Origin of the sequence: Jeotgalibacillus sp. S-D1 (assembly GCF_004358665.1) — a bacterium.
Taxonomy (GTDB): Bacteria; Bacillota; Bacilli; order Bacillales; family Jeotgalibacillaceae; genus Jeotgalibacillus.
This window is the reverse complement of sequence record NZ_SMZR01000009.1, coordinates 1-17,214: the sequence shown is the minus strand read 5'-3', so window position 1 is coordinate 17,214 and position 17,214 is coordinate 1. Positions and strand designations below refer to the sequence as shown.

Sequence of the window (17,214 nt, the reverse complement as noted above, 5' to 3'; positions counted from 1 at the left end):
CCGCTTAGGCGCATGAAAGGAGTGACCTTGATTGATTACAAAAGCTGACAAGAATGCGGTTCGTAAAAAACGTCATGCACGTGTACGTTCTAGAATTACTGGAACTGAATCACGTCCGCGTTTAAACATCTTCCGTTCTAGCAAGCACATCTATGCTCAACTAATCGATGATGTGAATGGCGCTACTCTAGCTAGTGCATCTTCATCTGACAAGGAGCTTGACATCAACTCAGGCGGTAACGCTGACGCTGCAGCTAAGGTTGGCGAATTAATCGCTAAACGTGCAGTAGACAAAGGTATGAAATCAGTCGTATTTGATCGTGGAGGATATCTATACCACGGCCGTGTGAAAGCTCTAGCAGAAGCTGCACGCGAAAATGGACTTGAATTTTAATAGAAAAAGGAGGGACAATCCAGATGCGTCGCATTGATCCAAACAAACTCGAACTTGAAGAACGCGTAGTTACGATTAACCGTGTCGCTAAGGTTGTTAAAGGTGGACGCCGCTTCCGCTTTACTGCTCTTGTAGTAGTTGGCGATAAGAACGGACACGTAGGATTCGGTACAGGTAAAGCCCAAGAGGTTCCTGACGCAATCCGTAAAGCAATCGAAGACGCAAAGAAAAATCTTGTTGAAGTACCAATGGTAGGAGGCACTACTCCTCACCTGGTAACTGGTCGCTTCGGAGCAGGTTCTATCCTGATCAAACCAGCATCTCCTGGTACAGGAATCATCGCTGGTGGACCGGTTCGTGCGGTACTTGAGCTTGCAGGTGTCGCTGACATTCTGTCAAAATCTCTAGGATCTAATACACCAATCAACATGGTTCGTGCCACTATTAACGGTCTTTTGCAACTTAAGCGTGCTGAAGATGTCGCGAAGCTTCGTGGCAAAACAGTGGAAGAACTGTTAGGATAAGGAGGGAAATTTGATGGCGAATAAACTAGCAATTACCCTCACTCGTAGCTTGATCGGCCGTAACAAAGATCAACGCAAAACAGTTGAAGCACTAGGTTTGCGCAAAACAAACCAAACGGTTGAGCAACAAGATAATGCTGCGATCCGTGGTATGATTAACAAAGTTTCTCATTTGGTATCAGTCAAAGAACTTTAATATAATGTCTATCAACAAGGAGGTGCCACTATGAAACTTCATGAGTTAAAACCTGCAGAAGGATCTCGTAAAGAACGCAACCGTGTAGGTCGCGGTATCGGTTCTGGTAACGGTAAAACTTCTGGTAAAGGTCATAAAGGTCAAAACGCTCGCTCAGGCGGCGGAGTACGTCCTGGCTTCGAGGGTGGTCAAAATCCACTTGCACGTCGTCTTCCTAAACGCGGATTCACAAACATCCACCGTAAGGAATTTGCAATCGTGAACCTTGATGCTTTGAACCGTTTCGAAGAAGGTACAGAAGTAACACCAGAACTTCTTATCGAGTCAGGTGTTGTAAGTAATGAAAAAGCGGGTATCAAGATTCTTGCAAAAGGGAAGATCGAGAAAAAACTAACTGTTAAAGCTCACAAATTCTCTTCCACTGCTAAAGATGCGATCGAAGCTGCTGGCGGAACAACCGAGGTGGTTTAATGTTTCGGACAATCTCCAATTTTATGCGCGTGGGTGATATAAGAAATAAAATTATTTTCACCCTTTTAATGTTGGTAGTATTCCGTATTGGAACATTTATTCCCGTTCCAGGTGTTGACGCTGAAGTGCTGAAGGCTCAAGATGAAATGTCTGGTCTGATTGGCTTCATGAATACATTTGGCGGCGGTGCCTTAATTAACTTCTCTATACTGGCAATGGGAATTATGCCGTACATCACGGCATCCATTATTGTTCAGCTCCTGCAAATGGACGTTGTACCGAAATTTACAGAGTGGGCAAAACAGGGAGATGTGGGCCGTCGTAAGCTGGCTCAGTTCACAAGATATTTCACAATCGTACTTGGTTTTATCCAGGCGATTGGAATGTCTTATGGGTTTAACCGTATGTACGGAGGATCACTGATTCAGGATACTTCTGTAGGGACGTATCTATTGATCGCGATTGTGCTGACTGCGGGTACAGCCTTTTTAATGTGGTTAGGAGAGCAAATCACGGCAAAAGGAGTTGGAAATGGTATTTCCATCATCATCTTTGCAGGTATCGTGGCAGCTATTCCTAACGCGATTAATCAAATTTATGCTCAGCAAATTCAAGGTGCTGGTGAACAGCTATTCTTGAATATCATTATCCTGGTATTGCTTTTACTGGCGGTCATTGCAATTACGGTTGGAGTAATCTTCGTTCAGCAGGCGCTGCGGAAAATTCCAGTTCAGTATGCAAAACGTGTTGGAGGAAAAAATGCTCCGGCAACGGGTGGTCAATCGACTCATCTGCCTTTGAAAGTTAATGCTGCTGGTGTTATCCCGGTTATCTTTGCGATTTCCTTTATGATAACGCCGCAAACATTAGTAACATTCTTTGGTTCAAATAATGTTACAACAACGATTCAAAATGTATTTGACTATACACAGCCGATCGGTATGACGATTTATGTGGCATTAATTATTGCATTTGCATATTTTTATGCCTTCATTCAAGTCAATCCGGAAAACATGGCTGAGAATCTTAAAAAACAAGGTGGTTATATCCCGGGTATTCGCCCAGGAAAAGCTACTCAGGATTACCTGACAACTGTGCTTTACCGTTTAACGTTTGTTGGAGCAATTTTCTTAGCAATTGTTTCAATTCTACCGATTTTCTTTATTAACCTGGCAGGACTTCCTCAGTCAGTTCAAATTGGCGGAACAAGCCTTTTGATCATTGTAGGGGTCGCACTGGAAACAATGAAGCAGTTGGAAGCACAATTAGTGAAACGTAACTATAAAGGATTTATGAGATAATCACATGGTTTTGGGGGCCCTACGGCTACCCCGGAGCCCATCAAGACTGAGGGGGCTTACTTGTGAATATTGTTTTAATGGGTCTACCCGGTGCCGGTAAAGGCACACAGGCAGAACAAATCATTGAGAAATATGAAATCCCGCATATCTCTACCGGAGATATGTTCCGCGCAGCGATTAAAGACGGCACGGAATTAGGCTTGGAAGCAAAATCGTTTATGGACCAGGGAAATCTGGTGCCTGATGAAGTAACCATCGGGATTGTACGTGAACGGTTAAGCAAGGATGATTGCCAAAATGGGTTTTTGCTTGATGGTTTCCCAAGAACAGTAGCTCAGGCGGATGCGCTTGACTCGTTACTGACTGATCTTGGCAAAAAATTAGACTATGTTCTAAACATCAAGGTGGAACAGGAAGAATTGATGAAACGTCTTACAGGGCGCTGGATATGCAGAACCTGTGGAGCTACGTATCATACGATCTTCAATCCTCCTGCAGTGGAAGGGATTTGTGATAAGGACGGTGGGGAATTGTACCAGCGTGAAGATGACAAACCGGAAACTGTTAAGAAACGTTTAGATGTTAATATGAAACAAACACAGCCGCTTCTTGACTACTATGGTCAACAGGGTGTGTTAAAGGACATTGATGGTCAACAGGATATTAAAAAAGTATTCGTTGATATCGATGACTTGCTTGGGGGCCTTCGCTAATGATCATTTGCAAGACTCCTCGTGAGATCGAGATCATGCGCGAAGCAGGCAAGATTGTTGCGTTAACCCATCAGGAGATGCAAAAGCATATTGCGCCTGGAATCACGACGAAGGAACTGGATGAGATTGCTGATCGGTTTATCCGGCAGCATGACGCTGTTCCGTCCTTTAAAGGATACAATGGTTTTCGCGGAAGCATCTGCGCTTCGGTTAATGAAGAGTTAGTCCATGGAATACCGGGTGACCGGACTTTAAAAGATGGAGACATCATCAGCATCGATATCGGTGCTAAATTTAAAGGCTACCATGGAGATTCAGCTTGGACCTATCCGGTTGGCAGTATAACTGCCGGCGCACAGAAGCTGCTGGACGTCACGGAAGAATCCCTCTTCCTTGGTCTGAAGGAAGCGAAACCGGATGTTCGTCTTTCGAACATTTCTCATGCTATACAAACGTATGTTGAGGACAATGGGTTGTCAATTGTACGTGAGTATGTAGGGCACGGAGTTGGGCAAGACTTGCATGAGGCACCACAAATTCCTCATTATGGTCCACCCAACAAGGGGCCACGCCTAAAGCCCGGCATGGTACTAGCCATTGAACCGATGGTGAATGCAGGAAGTCGTTATGTTAAAACTCTTTCTGATAACTGGACAGTAGTAACTGTTGATGGTAAGATGTGTGCTCATTTTGAACATACAATTGCCATCACTGAGAGCGGTTATGAAATCCTGACAAAAGCCTAAATGAAGGTGATCCTTATTGTTTAAATACGATTCGCCCCCCGGGATAGGGCAGATTGTGCATGTGAACAAGGGCCGTGATACTGGTGTATACGCGGTTGTCATTCATCGGTTGGATGAGAAGTTTGTTTTGATTGCGGACGGTGAACGCCGGAAGTTTGACCGGCCGAAAAAGAAAAACATTCAACATTTGACTTCATGCGATTATGTATCCCCGGAAGTTCAAAATAGTATATCCGAAACTGGGCGTGTGACCAATGGCAAGCTGCGTTATGCAGTGAGAACATTTGTCCATGAGATCCTGGAAGTTTGATAAAGAAGGGAGATTTGTTCAATGGCGAAAGACGATGTTATCGAAATTGAAGGAACCGTAGTTGAGACTTTGCCTAATGCAATGTTTAAGGTAGAATTAGAGAATGGTCATAATGTGCTTGCACATGTATCAGGTAAAATTCGCATGCATTTCATTCGAATCTTACCAGGCGATCGAGTAACAGTGGAATTATCTCCATATGACTTGACGCGTGGCCGTATCACTTACCGTTACAAATAATCTTTTGCACTCCGACCTACTAAGGAGGTTTAGATAAGATGAAAGTCAGACCATCTGTTAAGCCGATCTGCGAAAAGTGTAAAGTCATCCGCAGACGCGGCAAAGTAATGGTGATTTGCGAAAATCCTAAGCATAAACAAAAACAAGGCTAATAAAGAAGGAGGTGCTCTAATAAATGGCACGTATTGCTGGTGTAGACATTCCGCGTGACAAGCGCGTTGTGATCTCTCTAACGTATATCTTTGGTATTGGTAAATCAACAGCAGCTAAAATTCTTGCTGACTCAGGCGTATCTGAAGAAACTCGCGTTCGCGACTTAACTGAAGATGAGCTAAATAAAATCCGTGAAACAATTGACAGCTTGAAAGTTGAAGGTGACCTTCGTCGTGAAGTATCCCTTAACATCAAACGTCTAATGGAAATCGGTTCGTACCGTGGCCTTCGTCACCGTCGTGGACTTCCTGTCCGTGGACAGCACACGAAGAACAACGCGCGTACTCGTAAAGGTCCTCGTAAGACCGTAGCTAACAAGAAAAAATAATTAGTAAAGGAGGTTTCTTCTTAACATGGCACGTAAACAACAAACTCGTAAGCGTCGTGTGAAAAAGAATATCGAAGCTGGTATTGCTCACATTCGCTCAACTTTTAACAATACAATCGTGATGATTACAGATACTCATGGTAATGCAATTGCATGGTCAAGTGCTGGTTCACTTGGTTTCAGAGGATCTCGTAAATCAACTCCATTCGCAGCTCAAATGGCAGCTGAAACAGCAGCTAAAGCTTCAATGGAACATGGTCTGAGAACTCTTGAAGTTACAGTAAAAGGTCCTGGTGCAGGTCGTGAAGCGGCTATCCGTGCACTTCAAGCTGCAGGTCTTGATGTAACAGCAATTAAAGACGTTACTCCAGTACCGCATAATGGCTGTCGCCCACCTAAACGTCGTCGTGTTTAATTTTTCTGTATAAAATCTAGATCCTTGTCGATAATGGATCATAGATTCCTTCGTGCAGAAATGAAAGATCCAGTTGTAAAAGCACATTGGGTAAGGTAAACATGGGGAATGTCGGAATGATTCACAGAATCAATAAGTTCCGAGATTTCGACGTTTTGAAGGAGGGTAAATTTGAATGATCGAAATTGAAAAGCCAAAAATTGAGACGGTTGAGATCAACGATGATGCCAAATACGGAAAATTCGTTGTAGAGCCACTAGAGCGTGGGTATGGTACAACATTGGGTAACTCCTTGCGTCGTATCCTATTATCCTCACTTCCTGGTGCTGCGATCACTTCTATTCAAATTGATAGTGTACTTCACGAGTTTTCAACTATTGAAGGTGTCGTAGAGGATGTAACAACAATCATTTTGAATATCAAGAAGCTGGCGTTAAAGATCTATTCAGATGAAGAAAAAACACTTGAAATCGATGTTCAAGGTGATGGTGTTATCACAGCTGCTGATATTACACATGACAGTGATGTTGAGATTCTCAACCCTGATCTGTACATTGCGACTATCGGTAAAAACGGTCATCTTCGTATGCGTTTAAGTGCGTCACGCGGTCGTGGTTACACGCCTGCAGTACAAAACAAACGTGAAGATCTTCCAATTGGTGTGATTCCAATCGATTCGATCTATACACCTGTTTCACGTGTAAACTATCAAGTTGAAAATACTCGTGTTGGTCAAATGACGAACTTCGATAAGCTTTCACTTGATGTCTGGACAGACGGAAGCATTGGCCCCAAAGAAGCAGTTGCTCTAGGTGCTAAAATTCTGACTGAACACCTTAATATTTTTGTAGGATTAACCAACGAAGCACAGAATGCAGAAATCATGGTAGAAAAAGAAGAAGACCAGAAAGAAAAAGTCTTAGAGATGACGATCGAAGAGCTTGATCTATCTGTCCGTTCTTATAACTGCCTGAAGCGTGCAGGAATCAACACAGTCCAGGAGCTGGCTAGCAAGTCAGAAGAGGATATGATGAAAGTGCGTAACCTTGGCCGTAAATCCTTAGAAGAAGTTAAGGCGAAATTAGACGAACTTGGATTGGGCCTTCGTAAAGAAGACTGATGCAAGGGGTTTGAAAACAACTACTAGCTAGACACAATTTCAACAAAGGAGGGAACCCTTCATGGCTTACAGAAAGTTAGGACGTACAAGCTCTCAACGTAAAGCACTACTTCGTGACCTTACTACAGACTTGATCGTTAACGAGCGAATTGAAACAACTGAAACTCGTGCGAAAGAACTTCGCTCAGTAGCAGAAAAAATGATTACACTCGGAAAGCGCGGAGACTTGCACGCACGTCGTCAAGCTGCTGCTTACATCCGTCGTGATAAAGCAATAACGACAAATGAAGAAGGTGCTGAGTCATCAGTATACGCTCTTCAAAAATTATTTAACGATGTAGCACCTCGCTACGCAGAACGTCAAGGCGGATATACTCGCATCATGAAAGTTGGTCCTCGTCGTGGAGACGGCGCACCAATGGTTATCATCGAATTAGTATAATTCGTACACCACAGAGGGCGGAACAGTTAGAGCCTAACTGCTCTCGCCCTCTTTCTTTAAAAAGCTAAACGATTAATACGACACGCAAAAAGCAGAGTGTTACGATGAGCAGGCATGCCTGACTCGTCTAGCTCTTAGCACCTCATTCATCCATCGTCACAATGGATAGGAACGTTATAGATTTTGATAATCAAGCGAGCGCATTTCCTTGAATGAGGTGCGCGCTTTTTTTGTATAAAAATGTTTTATTTTTGATGAGTTGAGAATAGCAAGTATATAGAGAGAATCTAGCAGTGGCTGCAAGCCTTTTAATTTTCTAGTTTTTCATACGGAAAAAGCAGATAAAAGGGGCCGTTGCGATTGAGGCAGGAGGGTGAAATAGGTGGCACAAGAAATTATTTCATTAGACTCCATTACGTTTCATTACCCGGGTTCAGATCAAGAAGTTCTGAAGAACGTTTCTTTTTCAATTGAAGAAGGGGAATGGGTGGCCATTGTCGGTCATAATGGATCTGGCAAATCAACGCTTGCCAAGTTAATGAATGGACTTTATTTCCCTGATCAGGGGGATATAACGATCGGCGGCATACGATTGGAAAAAGACACTGTTTGGGACACAAGGAAGCATATTGGGATGGTATTTCAAAATCCTGATAATCAATTTGTCGGTACCACGGTACAAGATGATGTGGCTTTTGGCTTGGAGAACCATGGAGTTCCTCACGAAGAGATGGTCAAGCGTGTTCATAGCGCACTTAAACAAGTGAAAATGGATGACTTTCTAAATCAAGAGCCACATCATCTCTCGGGCGGCCAGAAGCAGCGGGTTGCCATGGCGAGTGTGCTTGCCCTTAGACCTGATATTATCATCCTCGATGAAGCTACATCGATGCTCGACCCAACAGGACGGCAGGAAGTCATCTCTCTTGTCCGTAAACTAAAAGAAGACCAGGCAATGACCGTTCTTTCCATTACGCATGATTTAGAGGAAGCAGCAAAAGCAGACCGGATTATTGTAATGAACCAGGGCGAAATCTTTAAAAGCGGTACACCGCAAGAAATATTTGAGCTTGGCGATGAATTAGTAAGGCTTGGACTTGATCTCCCATTTCCGCTTAAAATGAGCAACGCATTTAAAGCAAAAGGGATTCTGCGTGAGAGCCAGCAGCAATTAACAGAAGAAGAGTTGGTGAATGAATTATGGATATCTCACTTCAACAAGTAGAGTATCGTTATGCAGCCGGATCACCTTTTGAGAAAAAGGCCATTGAAAATGTGTCATTTACCATACCAAGTGGGCAATGCGTTGCAATCATTGGGCACACAGGATCTGGCAAGTCCACGCTTTTACTGCATTTAAATGCTCTCCTTAAACCAACCTCCGGATCGGTAAAAATAGGCGACCGGACAGTAAAGGCCGGCCGCAAGGAAAAGGATTTAAAATCAATACGCCAGCATGTCGGGATTGTTTTTCAATTTCCGGAGCAGCAATTATTCGAAGAAACGGTGATGAAGGATATATGCTATGGCCCAATGAACTTTGGGGTAAGTGAGGAAGAGGCAAAAAGAAGAGCGGTTTACTGGCTTGAGCAGGTGGGGCTGCCGCAATCCATTATGGAGGAATCGCCTTTCGATTTATCCGGTGGACAAATGAGACGTGTTGCCATCGCCGGTGTGCTGGCAATGGAGCCGGAGGTCTTAGTGCTCGATGAACCAACAGCGGGACTGGACCCCCGGGGCCGCAAAGAAATGATGGACATGTTTTACCGCCTGCATAAAGAACGTGGACTTACCATGATCCTGGTCACCCACAGCATGGAAGATGCCGCAGCTTATGCCGATAAGGTGGTCGTCATGCATAAGGGAAAGAAAGTGTATGAAGCACCGCCAAGGGAGCTGTTCAGTGATGCAGACCGTCTTGCAGAATGGGATCTGGGCGTACCGGAAGTCGTGCGTTTTCAGCATATGCTCGAGCAGAAAATAGGAAGGACTTTACCAGGTATTTGTTTATCGATTGATGAACTGGTGGATGCTTGGAATGAGCTGTCAGGGGGTCGGTCATTATGATGGAGAAAATGATCTTTGGCCGGTACATCCCCGCTGACTCAATCGCCCATCGAATGGACCCCAGAGCAAAGCTGATCTTTATTTTTGCGTTTATCGCCATTATCTTTTTAGCTGACAGCATTTGGGGTTATGTCGTAGCAGCTGCTTTCACTCTCCTTTCCATTTGGGCATCGGGAATTACCGTACGCTTTTTGATCAGCGGATTAAAACCAGTCATGATTTTAATTGTTCTTACTTTTATCCTGCAGATCTTTTTTGCAAGAGAAGGAAAAGTAATTGTGGATCTCGGTTTTATCACAATCTACGAAGAAGGGATTCGTCAGGCATTTTTTATTTCCACCCGATTTTTATTACTGGTGTTTATGACGTCGCTGCTGACATTAACAACGACACCCATATCCATAACAGATGGGCTGGAAAGTCTGCTTAACCCTTTAAAGAAAGTGAGATTCCCTGCACATGAGCTTGCGTTAATGATGTCCATTGCACTGCGGTTTATCCCGACCCTGATGGATGAAACAGACAAAGTCATGAAAGCGCAAATGGCAAGAGGGTCAGATATGTCAAGCGGCCCGCTAAAGGACCGTCTAAAAGCCGTTGTGCCATTGATGATTCCGCTTTTTGTTAATGCATTTAAACGGGCTGAAGACCTTGCAACCGCAATGGAAGTGCGCGGCTATCGCGGGGGAGAGGGACGGACAAAATACCGGCTCTTAAAATGGGAGCCACGTGATACCTTCGCGCTGCTAACATTAGTTATTTTAGCGGCAGTACTAATCTCTTTAAGGTTTTGGCTGTAAGGAGGAATGATTTGTGGCCAGATATAAATGTATTATCTCCTACGACGGGGCAAACTTTTATGGCTATCAGGTGCAGCCCGGCAAGCGTACGGTCCAAGGAGAGCTCCAACAAGCCCTTACAGAGGTTCACAAGGGTGAAACCACCCGTGTGTCTGCGAGCGGCCGCACAGACGCCCGTGTGCACGCTGTAGGGCAGGTGATTCACTTTGACACCGATTACCGCATACCGGCCGAAAGATGGCCTGTAATCATGAATCAAAAACTGCCAAATGACATTGTCGTAAAAAGTGCCGAACAAGTGGACGAAACGTTTCATGCGCGTTTTGGTGCAACCGGCAAAGAATACAGATATGTGATCGACCGTGCCGAATTCCCGACACCATTCAGACGTCACTACGCTGTCCATCATCCACTTACCGTCGACCTTGAGATGATGAGACAGGCTGTCCGGCATTTTATCGGAGAACACGATTTTACAAGCTTCTCCGTTGCGAAATCTGCCGTGATCGACCGGGTGCGCACCATCGAACGCTTTGATATTATCGAGCAGGGCTCCGAATGGATTTTTATCGTTAAAGGAAACGGGTTTTTATACAACATGGTGAGAATCATGGTCGGGACCCTGCTCGACATCGGAAGCGGAAAGTACCACCCCGATGCCATTCCATCGATGCTAAAAGCCAAAGACCGGAGCGCAGCCGGTAAAACAGCCCCGCCACACGGCTTGTATTTGTGGGAAGTCGAGTATGGGGAGCGGGGGTAAGGAGTTGCTGTGTCTGGATTTGGGAGTGGTGGATTGGAAGGGTCACTGGTCGGGGCGTCAGGTCGTCGGTAGATCAGGGCATCAGGCATGATCGATATAGCTGGGTAGATGATCGATAAATGGTGAGAAGTGATCGATATATCCCAAAAGGTGATCGATAAAAGTGGATCCGCACCCAGTTTGACTGATAAAAATAGATTTTTGATCGATAAACAACTTTTTAAGTTAGATAAAATTAAAAAGATGATCGATAACTTGGAAAAGATGTTAGATAAAATCAACTGGACACCCTATCCGCCCGGGCAGCTCCTCGGATCGTAAGTCACGGTGGCATTTAGGCAAAGAGCGCCTAATAGCCACCGCGCTTTACGTCTGTCGGAGCTAAACGCCCGTTTCCGCTTTTATAATAACAACTCAACCTGGTGTAACATTTCCTTGACATACTGGTTGAAACATTATAATATAGCCTATGGTATGTATTTCACCCCTCTGATGAGACCCGGACCTTATCAGTGCGAAGTGTTCAAATACGGCTCAAAAAGAATAGATGAAACATTTTAAACTTTATTTAGGAGGTAAACTCATGCGTACAACATTTATGGCTAAAGGTCACGAAGTAGAGCGCAAGTGGCTCGTAGTAGATGCTGAGGGTAAAACTCTTGGACGTCTTGCTAGTGAAGTTGCTGCAATCTTGCGTGGTAAAAATAAACCGACATTCACTCCACACGTTGACACAGGTGATCACGTTATCATCATCAACGCTGAAAAAATTCACCTTACAGGTAAAAAGCTTACTGACAAGATCTACTACCGTCACAGCTTGCACCCAGGTGGTTTGAAACAGCGTACTGCATTAGAAATGCGTACAAACTACCCAACGAAAATGCTTGAACTAGCGATCAAAGGAATGCTTCCAAAGAATTCTCTTGGACGTCAAATTTTCAAGAAGCTTCACGTTTATGCTGGAGCAGAACACCCACACGCAGCACAACAACCAGTAGCTTACGAGCTGCGCGGTTAATTTTAATTTAAAGAGGAGGGAATTATCTTGGCACAAGTTCAATATATCGGAACAGGTCGTCGTAAAAGTTCTACTGCACGTGTACGTCTAGTACCAGGTGACGGACAAATCGTGATCAACGGACGCGAAGTTGAAAACTACATTCCATTCGCAGCATTGCGCGAAGTAATTAAACAACCACTTAACATTACAGAAACTCTTGGTAACTACAATATTTTCGTAAATGTTAATGGTGGTGGATACACTGGACAAGCTGGAGCAATCCGTCACGGAATTTCACGTGCATTGCTTCATGTTGACCCAGAATACCGTGGAGCACTTAAGAGTGCGGGTCTATTAACTCGTGACTCACGTATGAAAGAGCGTAAGAAGCCAGGTCTTAAAGGCGCTCGTCGTGCACCTCAGTTCTCAAAACGTTAATTTCTGTTTTTACAAAACTCTCAACTTCGGTTGGGAGTTTTTTTGTGGTTTACGCTCATACCTTTGCTTCTACCCCTGTTAAGACAAGCATATACTGTTCCATCATGCACAAATGACGGGTGGGTGGCAGATGAAAAAGAGTATCATTTCCCTTTTAGTAATCGTAGCGGTAGTCGTTGCGGGTCTTGGTTTGCGAGTCGACCGGATTGTGATAAGTGCGATTGATGAGTGGAGAATGCCATTGGCAGGAAAGGTAATTGTACTCGATCCGGGACATGGCGGAGCAGATGGCGGTGCTTCTTACGAGACCATTTTAGAAAAAAACCTGACTCTGAAAATAGCCAAGCAGCTGCGGGCTTACCTGGAAGAACAGGGAGCGATCGTAAAATTGACGCGGGAACGGGACATCGACCTGGCTGAAGAATCAACAGAGGGCTACCGGGCAAGAAAAAGAGAGGATTTAAAGCGCAGGCTTGACCTTGTCAATAGCAAAGACAATGACTTATTTATTAGCATTCATTTAAATGCTATACCACAAACCCAGTGGAGCGGGGCTCAAACATTCTATACAAGCTTCCACGATGATAATGAGCGGATTGCGCGTTTTGTTCAAAATGAACTTGTCAGGCACTTGCCGAAGAATACGAGACAAGCAAAAAGCATAGAGGGCATCTACGTGTTAAGTAATGCCAAAACACCAGGTGTTTTAGTAGAGGCGGGATTCCTTTCAAATCCGGAGGAACGTTATTGGCTATTGCAGGATGAATACCAGCAGCGTGTAGCAGCGGCGGTATATTTGGGGATATTGCGGCATTATTCCAATGAAGAAGATATAAAAGAAGAGCCAGAATAAGTAAGTACCCTTCGCAGACTTTCACTATTTCCTATGCTATACTTGGTTTGAATGTAAACGAATACAGCGGAGGGGTGTCAATATTGATTACTGAACAACAAGTACACGAACTCATCGGTTCTATGAATGATCCGATCCTACATACAACACTTGCTGAAACTGGCGGGATTGTTGAAATCTCAATCAAAGAAGAAAAAATGCATGTCAGCGTAAAAATTGCCTTGGCAAAGACAGGAACACCTGAACAAATGCAATTGCAAATGGCAGTTGTAGATGCGCTTAAAGGAGCGGGCGCTGAATCGGTTGGTATCCGCTTTACAGAACTTCCTCCAGAGGCGCTTGAGCAATTCAGGGGCAAAGCTGGAGAAGCGGTGGAAGACAATCTTTTGTCTCCGGAAAATAAAGTGCAATTTATTGCCATAGCCAGCGGCAAAGGAGGAGTAGGTAAGTCAACTGTTTCAGTTAACCTTGCTGTCGCTTTGGCGCGTGCGGGCAAAAAAGTAGGACTGATTGATGCTGATATCTACGGCTTTAGTGTGCCTGATATGATGGGAATCAATAAACGCCCGGTCGTTCGTGATGAGCGGATTATTCCGGTTGACCGATTTGATGTAAAAGTTATTTCTATGGCCTTTTTCGTGGAGGATAACGCACCCGTTATTTGGCGCGGTCCTATGCTTGGAAAAATGCTAAACAGCTTTTTTACTGAAGTGGAGTGGGGAGAGCTTGATTATCTCCTGCTCGACCTTCCGCCTGGCACAGGTGATGTGGCGTTGGACGTGCATGCGATGCTTCCGTCAAGTAAAGAAATTATAGTCACTACCCCTCATCCAACAGCCGCTTTTGTTGCAGCAAGAGCAGGGGCGATGGCTTTGCAGACGGATCATTCCATTCTGGGCGTTGTAGAAAATATGTCCTACTATGAGAGTAAAAAAACTGGTGAACGTGAATTTGTATTCGGTCAGGGCGGCGGAGAAAAACTGGCAGATGAATTGAGAACCGATCTGCTGGGAAAATTGCCATTGCAGCAGCCTGATTGGGATGAAAATGATTTTGCTCCTTCAGTCTATGGTGCAGATCACCGGTTAGGTGAAATGTATGCTGAAATTGCCAAGCAGGTAATTGAACGGACTTAACACCTAAAAAACACCTGACATGTTCTATATTGAACACGTCAGGTGTTTTGTTTTTAGCTGGTACCTTATTCTCCAGACCCGCCGCTTCCGGTGTTGCCACCTCCGCCTTCTCCAGACCCGCCGCTAGGACTGCCACCCGAACCACCCGTACCCGGACCAGGACCAGGACCAGGACCTTCTCCTCCGCCACTACCTTCTTCCTGACCCATCTTTTGAGCCGCTTCAAGCAGTATATCCTGCATTTGTTTTTGTACAAGAGGACTTTCCATTACTTCCATCATTAATTTTTTTGTTTCCTCACGATAGGTTTGACTATTTAACAGCGTCAGTGTTTGTTCCTGAATAGAAGGATCTTTTAATAATTCCAACATCATTTTTTGGTACTCAGGATCCTTCATAAGATCTTTTAATAATTCTTGATTTTCTTTTTGCATACTTTTTGCTATGACTTCAGCAAAAGCGGGATCCTTAAAGGACTTCTCCCAAAACTTTTTGCCTTCTTCAGATAAAAGTGTCGTGTCAATTGAATCCGTAACTACCTTCTGATCGAGTACAAGCTCTTTTTTTACGGCTTCATCTGCAAGTAATTCCTGTATCGCTTTTTTACCTTCATTTGTCTTTAATAAATCGATAAACATCTGCTTTGTTTCTTCGTAGCTGGGAGCTTTTTCGCCGCCGCCACAGCCAGACAACATAAGCAGCAGTATCAATCCTGCAGACAACGTAAATATCCTTTTCATTGTCGTTCACCCCCATGTTATTTTCTTTGTTTATAGCTTTTGCAAACAGGGGGAAAATATGCACGTTCACACGGTAGTCATGGATTTTTCAAATGGTGATTGGTACAATCGAAGGAGAGTTTGTAAATTAATTGCTGGGGGATAAATACGTGACTATCCGAAGTTGGATTCGATTTTTTATCATGACATTACTCGTAGGCGGAATCACAACAGGAATTATTGGGATTGCCGTCAGGTGGAATGAACTTGCTGCATTATTAAATGGGCAGGATACCATTGAAGTAATATCGGTTGTAATATGGATGATTGGTGTGGGGATGACATTCAGTGTGATAAGTCAAATGGGGTATTTTGCTTACCTTACCATTCATCAATTCGGTTTAGGGATTTTTCGTTCTTTAAAATTATGGAATGCTGTACAGCTCGTCCTTGTTGCATTCGTTTTGTTTGATTTGGTCTACTTCCGTTTTCAAGCATTTGCTGGGGCAGAAGATTCATTATTGCCATATATAGGTTTAGCTGTTTTTCTTTTGGGAGCGGGTTTACTTGTTGCTTTTTTAAAAGCAAAACAGGCAACAAAGGCTGTATTTCCATCCGCGCTGTTTTTTATGGTAGTGATCACGACGCTGGAATGGCTGCCTGTTCTCAGGAGCAATGAGAGCTACTGGCTGATTACCATTATGTTCACATTGATTGCTACGAATGCATATCAAATGCTGGCATTGCCGAAATACAATAAGCGATCTCAAGTTGAGCGTGAAGAAAGGCTAGCCCGAAAAGCTGCCAGACAAAAAGCTGCGGTGAAATAATGAACACATTTAAAGAAGGTCCTAAAACAGGGACTTTCTTTTTTTTATTCCAAATTGTATTCAAAAAAAGGATTTGTACTGAGTAGAGAGGATTAAATAAAAAAGAAGGACTCAAAAAAGAGTCGCTCCAATTGTTTTTAGATCCATTAATCAAGCAGACGGATTTTACTGTCGGAAGAAGCCAATAATTCAAGCAATGTGACGTAGGAATTGTTTCCCCTGTCATTTAGCACACTGCTCCATTCCTTCCAGCTGCTTTTCATATCCTCCAATTTATTTGGCACCTCAAGTTCCACTACTGCTCCTTTTAGTGTGTTGTTTTTTTTGGCTGAAAGATCTTTGCCATTCAATTGGTGACCCACTACAATAAAATCATGCTTTGCCATTATCTTAATAACGGATGGGGGCAAAAGCTCGTCCTTGGTCCGATAATAGCCTGCTTCAAGGTCATGTTCACTAAAAAATGTGCGTAAATCAACAAGGTGTTTGGCAATATCTTTTTCCTCCAGTGTGTCATAACGGGTAGGGTGAAGGTCATAAATTCCGATATCATAACCGGCAAGCTTAATTTCTTTAACCACGTCTTTTTGCCGGTCAATCCAGGCAGGGTCAAGAAAAAAGGTGGCTTTAGTAATTCCTTCTTTATTCAGCTCTTCCAGCAGCCAAAGGACCGAATCATCTCCAAGCTCCACATTAAATGTCAGGGCAATGCCGTTATCCCCTTTGTAAACAATTCCAGGTGATGGCCAAACCCCCGCTACTTTCATTACATTAGGTGTGGCGGGAATTAACATGACCAACAGTGTGATGATGATCAGAATAATCCCCGTTTCATATCCTTTTTTAAAAAAATGCTCTCTCATAAAAGATGCCTCCTTCACAACCTGCCATTTTTAAAAGCATATGATGGAAAGCGGAAAAATATCTTTTTTCCTAAAAAGTATTGACCAACCATTAAACCGGTGCTATATTTATAAGCGTCGCTTTTGAAGGGCAGCAATAAATCAACAAATAATATTCTTTAAAAAAGTTGTTGACATAACATTTGAAAAAATGGTATGATGTTCTAGTCGCTTGAGAGAGCAACACACAAACGAAACACCTTGAACCTTGAAAACTAAACAACCAAAAACGTCAACGTTAATACAAGTTTTAAATGAAACAAATGAGCTTTATCAAACACTTTACGGAG

At 43.7% G+C, this 17,214-nt stretch carries 25 protein-coding genes; 23 read left to right on the top strand and 2 right to left on the bottom strand.

Annotation, left to right across the window (positions count from 1 at the left end; translation table 11 throughout):
* Positions 1 to 31 precede the first annotated feature (31 nt).
* The 22 genes from rplR to E2R51_RS17755 all read left to right on the top strand — a co-directional run bounded on the left by rplR (position 32) and on the right by E2R51_RS17755 (position 14,473).
* Positions 32 to 394 carry a 50S ribosomal protein L18 gene (rplR, locus tag E2R51_RS17860; RefSeq protein WP_133378455.1) on the top strand — a complete coding sequence of 121 codons (363 nt, stop codon included), beginning with the start codon at positions 32 to 34 and terminating at the stop codon, positions 392 to 394.
* A gap of 23 nt (positions 395 to 417) precedes the next feature.
* Positions 418 to 918, top strand: coding sequence for a 30S ribosomal protein S5 (rpsE, locus tag E2R51_RS17855; RefSeq protein ID WP_133378454.1), 501 nt, complete (start codon positions 418 to 420; stop codon positions 916 to 918).
* A 13-nt stretch (positions 919 to 931) separates the two neighbouring features.
* Positions 932 to 1,114, top strand: a complete 183-nt coding sequence (gene rpmD, locus E2R51_RS17850; protein WP_041054725.1) for a 50S ribosomal protein L30 — start codon at positions 932 to 934, stop codon at positions 1,112 to 1,114.
* A 30-nt stretch (positions 1,115 to 1,144) separates the two neighbouring features.
* Complete coding sequence (gene rplO, locus E2R51_RS17845) at positions 1,145 to 1,585, top strand: 50S ribosomal protein L15 (RefSeq protein ID WP_133378453.1); 441 nt, start codon at positions 1,145 to 1,147, stop codon at positions 1,583 to 1,585.
* Positions 1,585 to 2,886 (top strand): preprotein translocase subunit SecY, encoded by a 1,302-nt coding sequence (gene secY, locus E2R51_RS17840; RefSeq protein ID WP_133378452.1) that lies wholly within the window; start codon positions 1,585 to 1,587, stop codon positions 2,884 to 2,886. The genes rplO and secY overlap by 1 nt, the downstream gene beginning before the upstream one ends.
* A 62-nt stretch (positions 2,887 to 2,948) precedes the next feature.
* Positions 2,949 to 3,599, top strand: a complete 651-nt coding sequence (locus E2R51_RS17835; RefSeq protein WP_133378451.1) for an adenylate kinase — start codon at positions 2,949 to 2,951, stop codon at positions 3,597 to 3,599.
* Positions 3,599 to 4,345, top strand: a complete 747-nt coding sequence (gene map, locus E2R51_RS17830) for a type I methionyl aminopeptidase (RefSeq protein WP_133378450.1) — start codon at positions 3,599 to 3,601, stop codon at positions 4,343 to 4,345. Before E2R51_RS17835 ends, map begins: the two co-directional genes overlap by 1 nt.
* Before the next feature lie 16 nt (positions 4,346 to 4,361).
* Positions 4,362 to 4,655: a KOW domain-containing RNA-binding protein gene (locus E2R51_RS17825; RefSeq protein ID WP_306462135.1), complete on the top strand. Its 294-nt coding sequence runs from the start codon at positions 4,362 to 4,364 to the stop codon at positions 4,653 to 4,655.
* A gap of 21 nt (positions 4,656 to 4,676) precedes the next feature.
* Positions 4,677 to 4,895: a translation initiation factor IF-1 gene (gene infA, locus E2R51_RS17820; RefSeq protein WP_041054740.1), complete on the top strand. Its 219-nt coding sequence runs from the start codon at positions 4,677 to 4,679 to the stop codon at positions 4,893 to 4,895.
* Between the two features lie 38 nt (positions 4,896 to 4,933).
* Complete coding sequence (gene rpmJ / locus E2R51_RS17815; protein WP_000868344.1) at positions 4,934 to 5,047, top strand: 50S ribosomal protein L36; 114 nt, start codon at positions 4,934 to 4,936, stop codon at positions 5,045 to 5,047.
* 23 nt (positions 5,048 to 5,070) lie between these two features.
* Complete coding sequence (gene rpsM, locus E2R51_RS17810; RefSeq protein WP_133378449.1) at positions 5,071 to 5,436, top strand: 30S ribosomal protein S13; 366 nt, start codon at positions 5,071 to 5,073, stop codon at positions 5,434 to 5,436.
* A gap of 25 nt (positions 5,437 to 5,461) precedes the next feature.
* Positions 5,462 to 5,851, top strand: a complete 390-nt coding sequence (rpsK, locus tag E2R51_RS17805; protein ID WP_041054868.1) for a 30S ribosomal protein S11 — start codon at positions 5,462 to 5,464, stop codon at positions 5,849 to 5,851.
* Between the two features lie 175 nt (positions 5,852 to 6,026).
* On the top strand, positions 6,027 to 6,971 hold the full coding sequence (locus tag E2R51_RS17800; RefSeq protein ID WP_133378448.1) for a DNA-directed RNA polymerase subunit alpha: 945 nt from the start codon (positions 6,027 to 6,029) through the stop codon (positions 6,969 to 6,971).
* A gap of 61 nt (positions 6,972 to 7,032) precedes the next feature.
* Positions 7,033 to 7,413: a 50S ribosomal protein L17 gene (gene rplQ, locus E2R51_RS17795; protein ID WP_133378447.1), complete on the top strand. Its 381-nt coding sequence runs from the start codon at positions 7,033 to 7,035 to the stop codon at positions 7,411 to 7,413.
* 382 nt (positions 7,414 to 7,795) lie between these two features.
* Positions 7,796 to 8,638, top strand: coding sequence for an energy-coupling factor ABC transporter ATP-binding protein (locus tag E2R51_RS17790; protein ID WP_133378446.1), 843 nt, complete (start codon positions 7,796 to 7,798; stop codon positions 8,636 to 8,638).
* The gene (locus tag E2R51_RS17785; protein WP_133378445.1) at positions 8,614 to 9,480 is read left to right on the top strand and encodes an energy-coupling factor ABC transporter ATP-binding protein; all 867 of its coding nucleotides are present in this window, start codon (positions 8,614 to 8,616) and stop codon (positions 9,478 to 9,480) included. The genes E2R51_RS17790 and E2R51_RS17785 overlap by 25 nt, the downstream gene beginning before the upstream one ends.
* Positions 9,477 to 10,280, top strand: coding sequence for an energy-coupling factor transporter transmembrane component T family protein (locus tag E2R51_RS17780; protein ID WP_133378444.1), 804 nt, complete (start codon positions 9,477 to 9,479; stop codon positions 10,278 to 10,280). The genes E2R51_RS17785 and E2R51_RS17780 overlap by 4 nt, the downstream gene beginning before the upstream one ends.
* A 13-nt stretch (positions 10,281 to 10,293) precedes the next feature.
* Positions 10,294 to 11,043 carry a tRNA pseudouridine(38-40) synthase TruA gene (gene truA / locus E2R51_RS17775; protein ID WP_133378443.1) on the top strand — a complete coding sequence of 250 codons (750 nt, stop codon included), beginning with the start codon at positions 10,294 to 10,296 and terminating at the stop codon, positions 11,041 to 11,043.
* A gap of 583 nt (positions 11,044 to 11,626) precedes the next feature.
* Positions 11,627 to 12,064: a 50S ribosomal protein L13 gene (gene rplM, locus E2R51_RS17770; protein ID WP_041054879.1), complete on the top strand. Its 438-nt coding sequence runs from the start codon at positions 11,627 to 11,629 to the stop codon at positions 12,062 to 12,064.
* 27 nt (positions 12,065 to 12,091) lie between these two features.
* Positions 12,092 to 12,484, top strand: coding sequence for a 30S ribosomal protein S9 (rpsI, locus tag E2R51_RS17765; protein ID WP_133378442.1), 393 nt, complete (start codon positions 12,092 to 12,094; stop codon positions 12,482 to 12,484).
* Positions 12,485 to 12,614: 130 nt separating this feature from the next.
* Complete coding sequence (gene cwlD / locus E2R51_RS17760) at positions 12,615 to 13,337, top strand: N-acetylmuramoyl-L-alanine amidase CwlD (protein ID WP_133378441.1); 723 nt, start codon at positions 12,615 to 12,617, stop codon at positions 13,335 to 13,337.
* Between the two features lie 83 nt (positions 13,338 to 13,420).
* Positions 13,421 to 14,473, top strand: a complete 1,053-nt coding sequence (locus E2R51_RS17755) for a P-loop NTPase (protein WP_133378440.1) — start codon at positions 13,421 to 13,423, stop codon at positions 14,471 to 14,473.
* 65 nt (positions 14,474 to 14,538) lie between these two features.
* On the opposite strand, the gene gerD is transcribed toward E2R51_RS17755, so the two are convergent.
* Positions 14,539 to 15,213 carry a spore germination lipoprotein GerD gene (gene gerD, locus E2R51_RS17750; RefSeq protein ID WP_133378439.1) on the bottom strand — a complete coding sequence of 225 codons (675 nt, stop codon included), beginning with the start codon at positions 15,211 to 15,213 and terminating at the stop codon, positions 14,539 to 14,541.
* 149 nt (positions 15,214 to 15,362) lie between these two features.
* Between gerD and E2R51_RS17745 the strand changes: the two genes are divergently transcribed.
* Complete coding sequence (locus E2R51_RS17745; protein WP_133378438.1) at positions 15,363 to 16,022, top strand: KinB-signaling pathway activation protein; 660 nt, start codon at positions 15,363 to 15,365, stop codon at positions 16,020 to 16,022.
* Positions 16,023 to 16,168: 146 nt separating this feature from the next.
* Here the strand turns inward: E2R51_RS17745 and E2R51_RS17740 are convergent, their stop codons facing one another.
* Positions 16,169 to 16,885, bottom strand: coding sequence for a polysaccharide deacetylase family protein (locus E2R51_RS17740; protein WP_133378437.1), 717 nt, complete (start codon positions 16,883 to 16,885; stop codon positions 16,169 to 16,171).
* Positions 16,886 to 17,214 lie beyond the last annotated feature (329 nt).

Coding starts and splice junctions, on each gene's coding strand:
- rpsE (WP_133378454.1), top strand. CDS start 418: ATGCGTCGCATTGATCCAAACAAACTCGAACTTGAAGAACGCGTAGTT.
- rpmD (WP_041054725.1), top strand. CDS start 932: ATGGCGAATAAACTAGCAATTACCCTCACTCGTAGCTTGATCGGCCGT.
- rplO (WP_133378453.1), top strand. CDS start 1,145: ATGAAACTTCATGAGTTAAAACCTGCAGAAGGATCTCGTAAAGAACGC.
- secY (WP_133378452.1), top strand. CDS start 1,585: ATGTTTCGGACAATCTCCAATTTTATGCGCGTGGGTGATATAAGAAAT.
- map (WP_133378450.1), top strand. CDS start 3,599: ATGATCATTTGCAAGACTCCTCGTGAGATCGAGATCATGCGCGAAGCA.
- infA (WP_041054740.1), top strand. CDS start 4,677: ATGGCGAAAGACGATGTTATCGAAATTGAAGGAACCGTAGTTGAGACT.
- rpmJ (WP_000868344.1), top strand. CDS start 4,934: ATGAAAGTCAGACCATCTGTTAAGCCGATCTGCGAAAAGTGTAAAGTC.
- rpsM (WP_133378449.1), top strand. CDS start 5,071: ATGGCACGTATTGCTGGTGTAGACATTCCGCGTGACAAGCGCGTTGTG.
- rpsK (WP_041054868.1), top strand. CDS start 5,462: ATGGCACGTAAACAACAAACTCGTAAGCGTCGTGTGAAAAAGAATATC.
- E2R51_RS17800 (WP_133378448.1), top strand. CDS start 6,027: ATGATCGAAATTGAAAAGCCAAAAATTGAGACGGTTGAGATCAACGAT.
- rplQ (WP_133378447.1), top strand. CDS start 7,033: ATGGCTTACAGAAAGTTAGGACGTACAAGCTCTCAACGTAAAGCACTA.
- E2R51_RS17785 (WP_133378445.1), top strand. CDS start 8,614: ATGGATATCTCACTTCAACAAGTAGAGTATCGTTATGCAGCCGGATCA.
- E2R51_RS17780 (WP_133378444.1), top strand. CDS start 9,477: ATGATGGAGAAAATGATCTTTGGCCGGTACATCCCCGCTGACTCAATC.
- rplM (WP_041054879.1), top strand. CDS start 11,627: ATGCGTACAACATTTATGGCTAAAGGTCACGAAGTAGAGCGCAAGTGG.
- cwlD (WP_133378441.1), top strand. CDS start 12,615: ATGAAAAAGAGTATCATTTCCCTTTTAGTAATCGTAGCGGTAGTCGTT.
- gerD (WP_133378439.1), bottom strand. CDS start 15,213: ATGAAAAGGATATTTACGTTGTCTGCAGGATTGATACTGCTGCTTATG.
- E2R51_RS17740 (WP_133378437.1), bottom strand. CDS start 16,885: ATGAGAGAGCATTTTTTTAAAAAAGGATATGAAACGGGGATTATTCTG.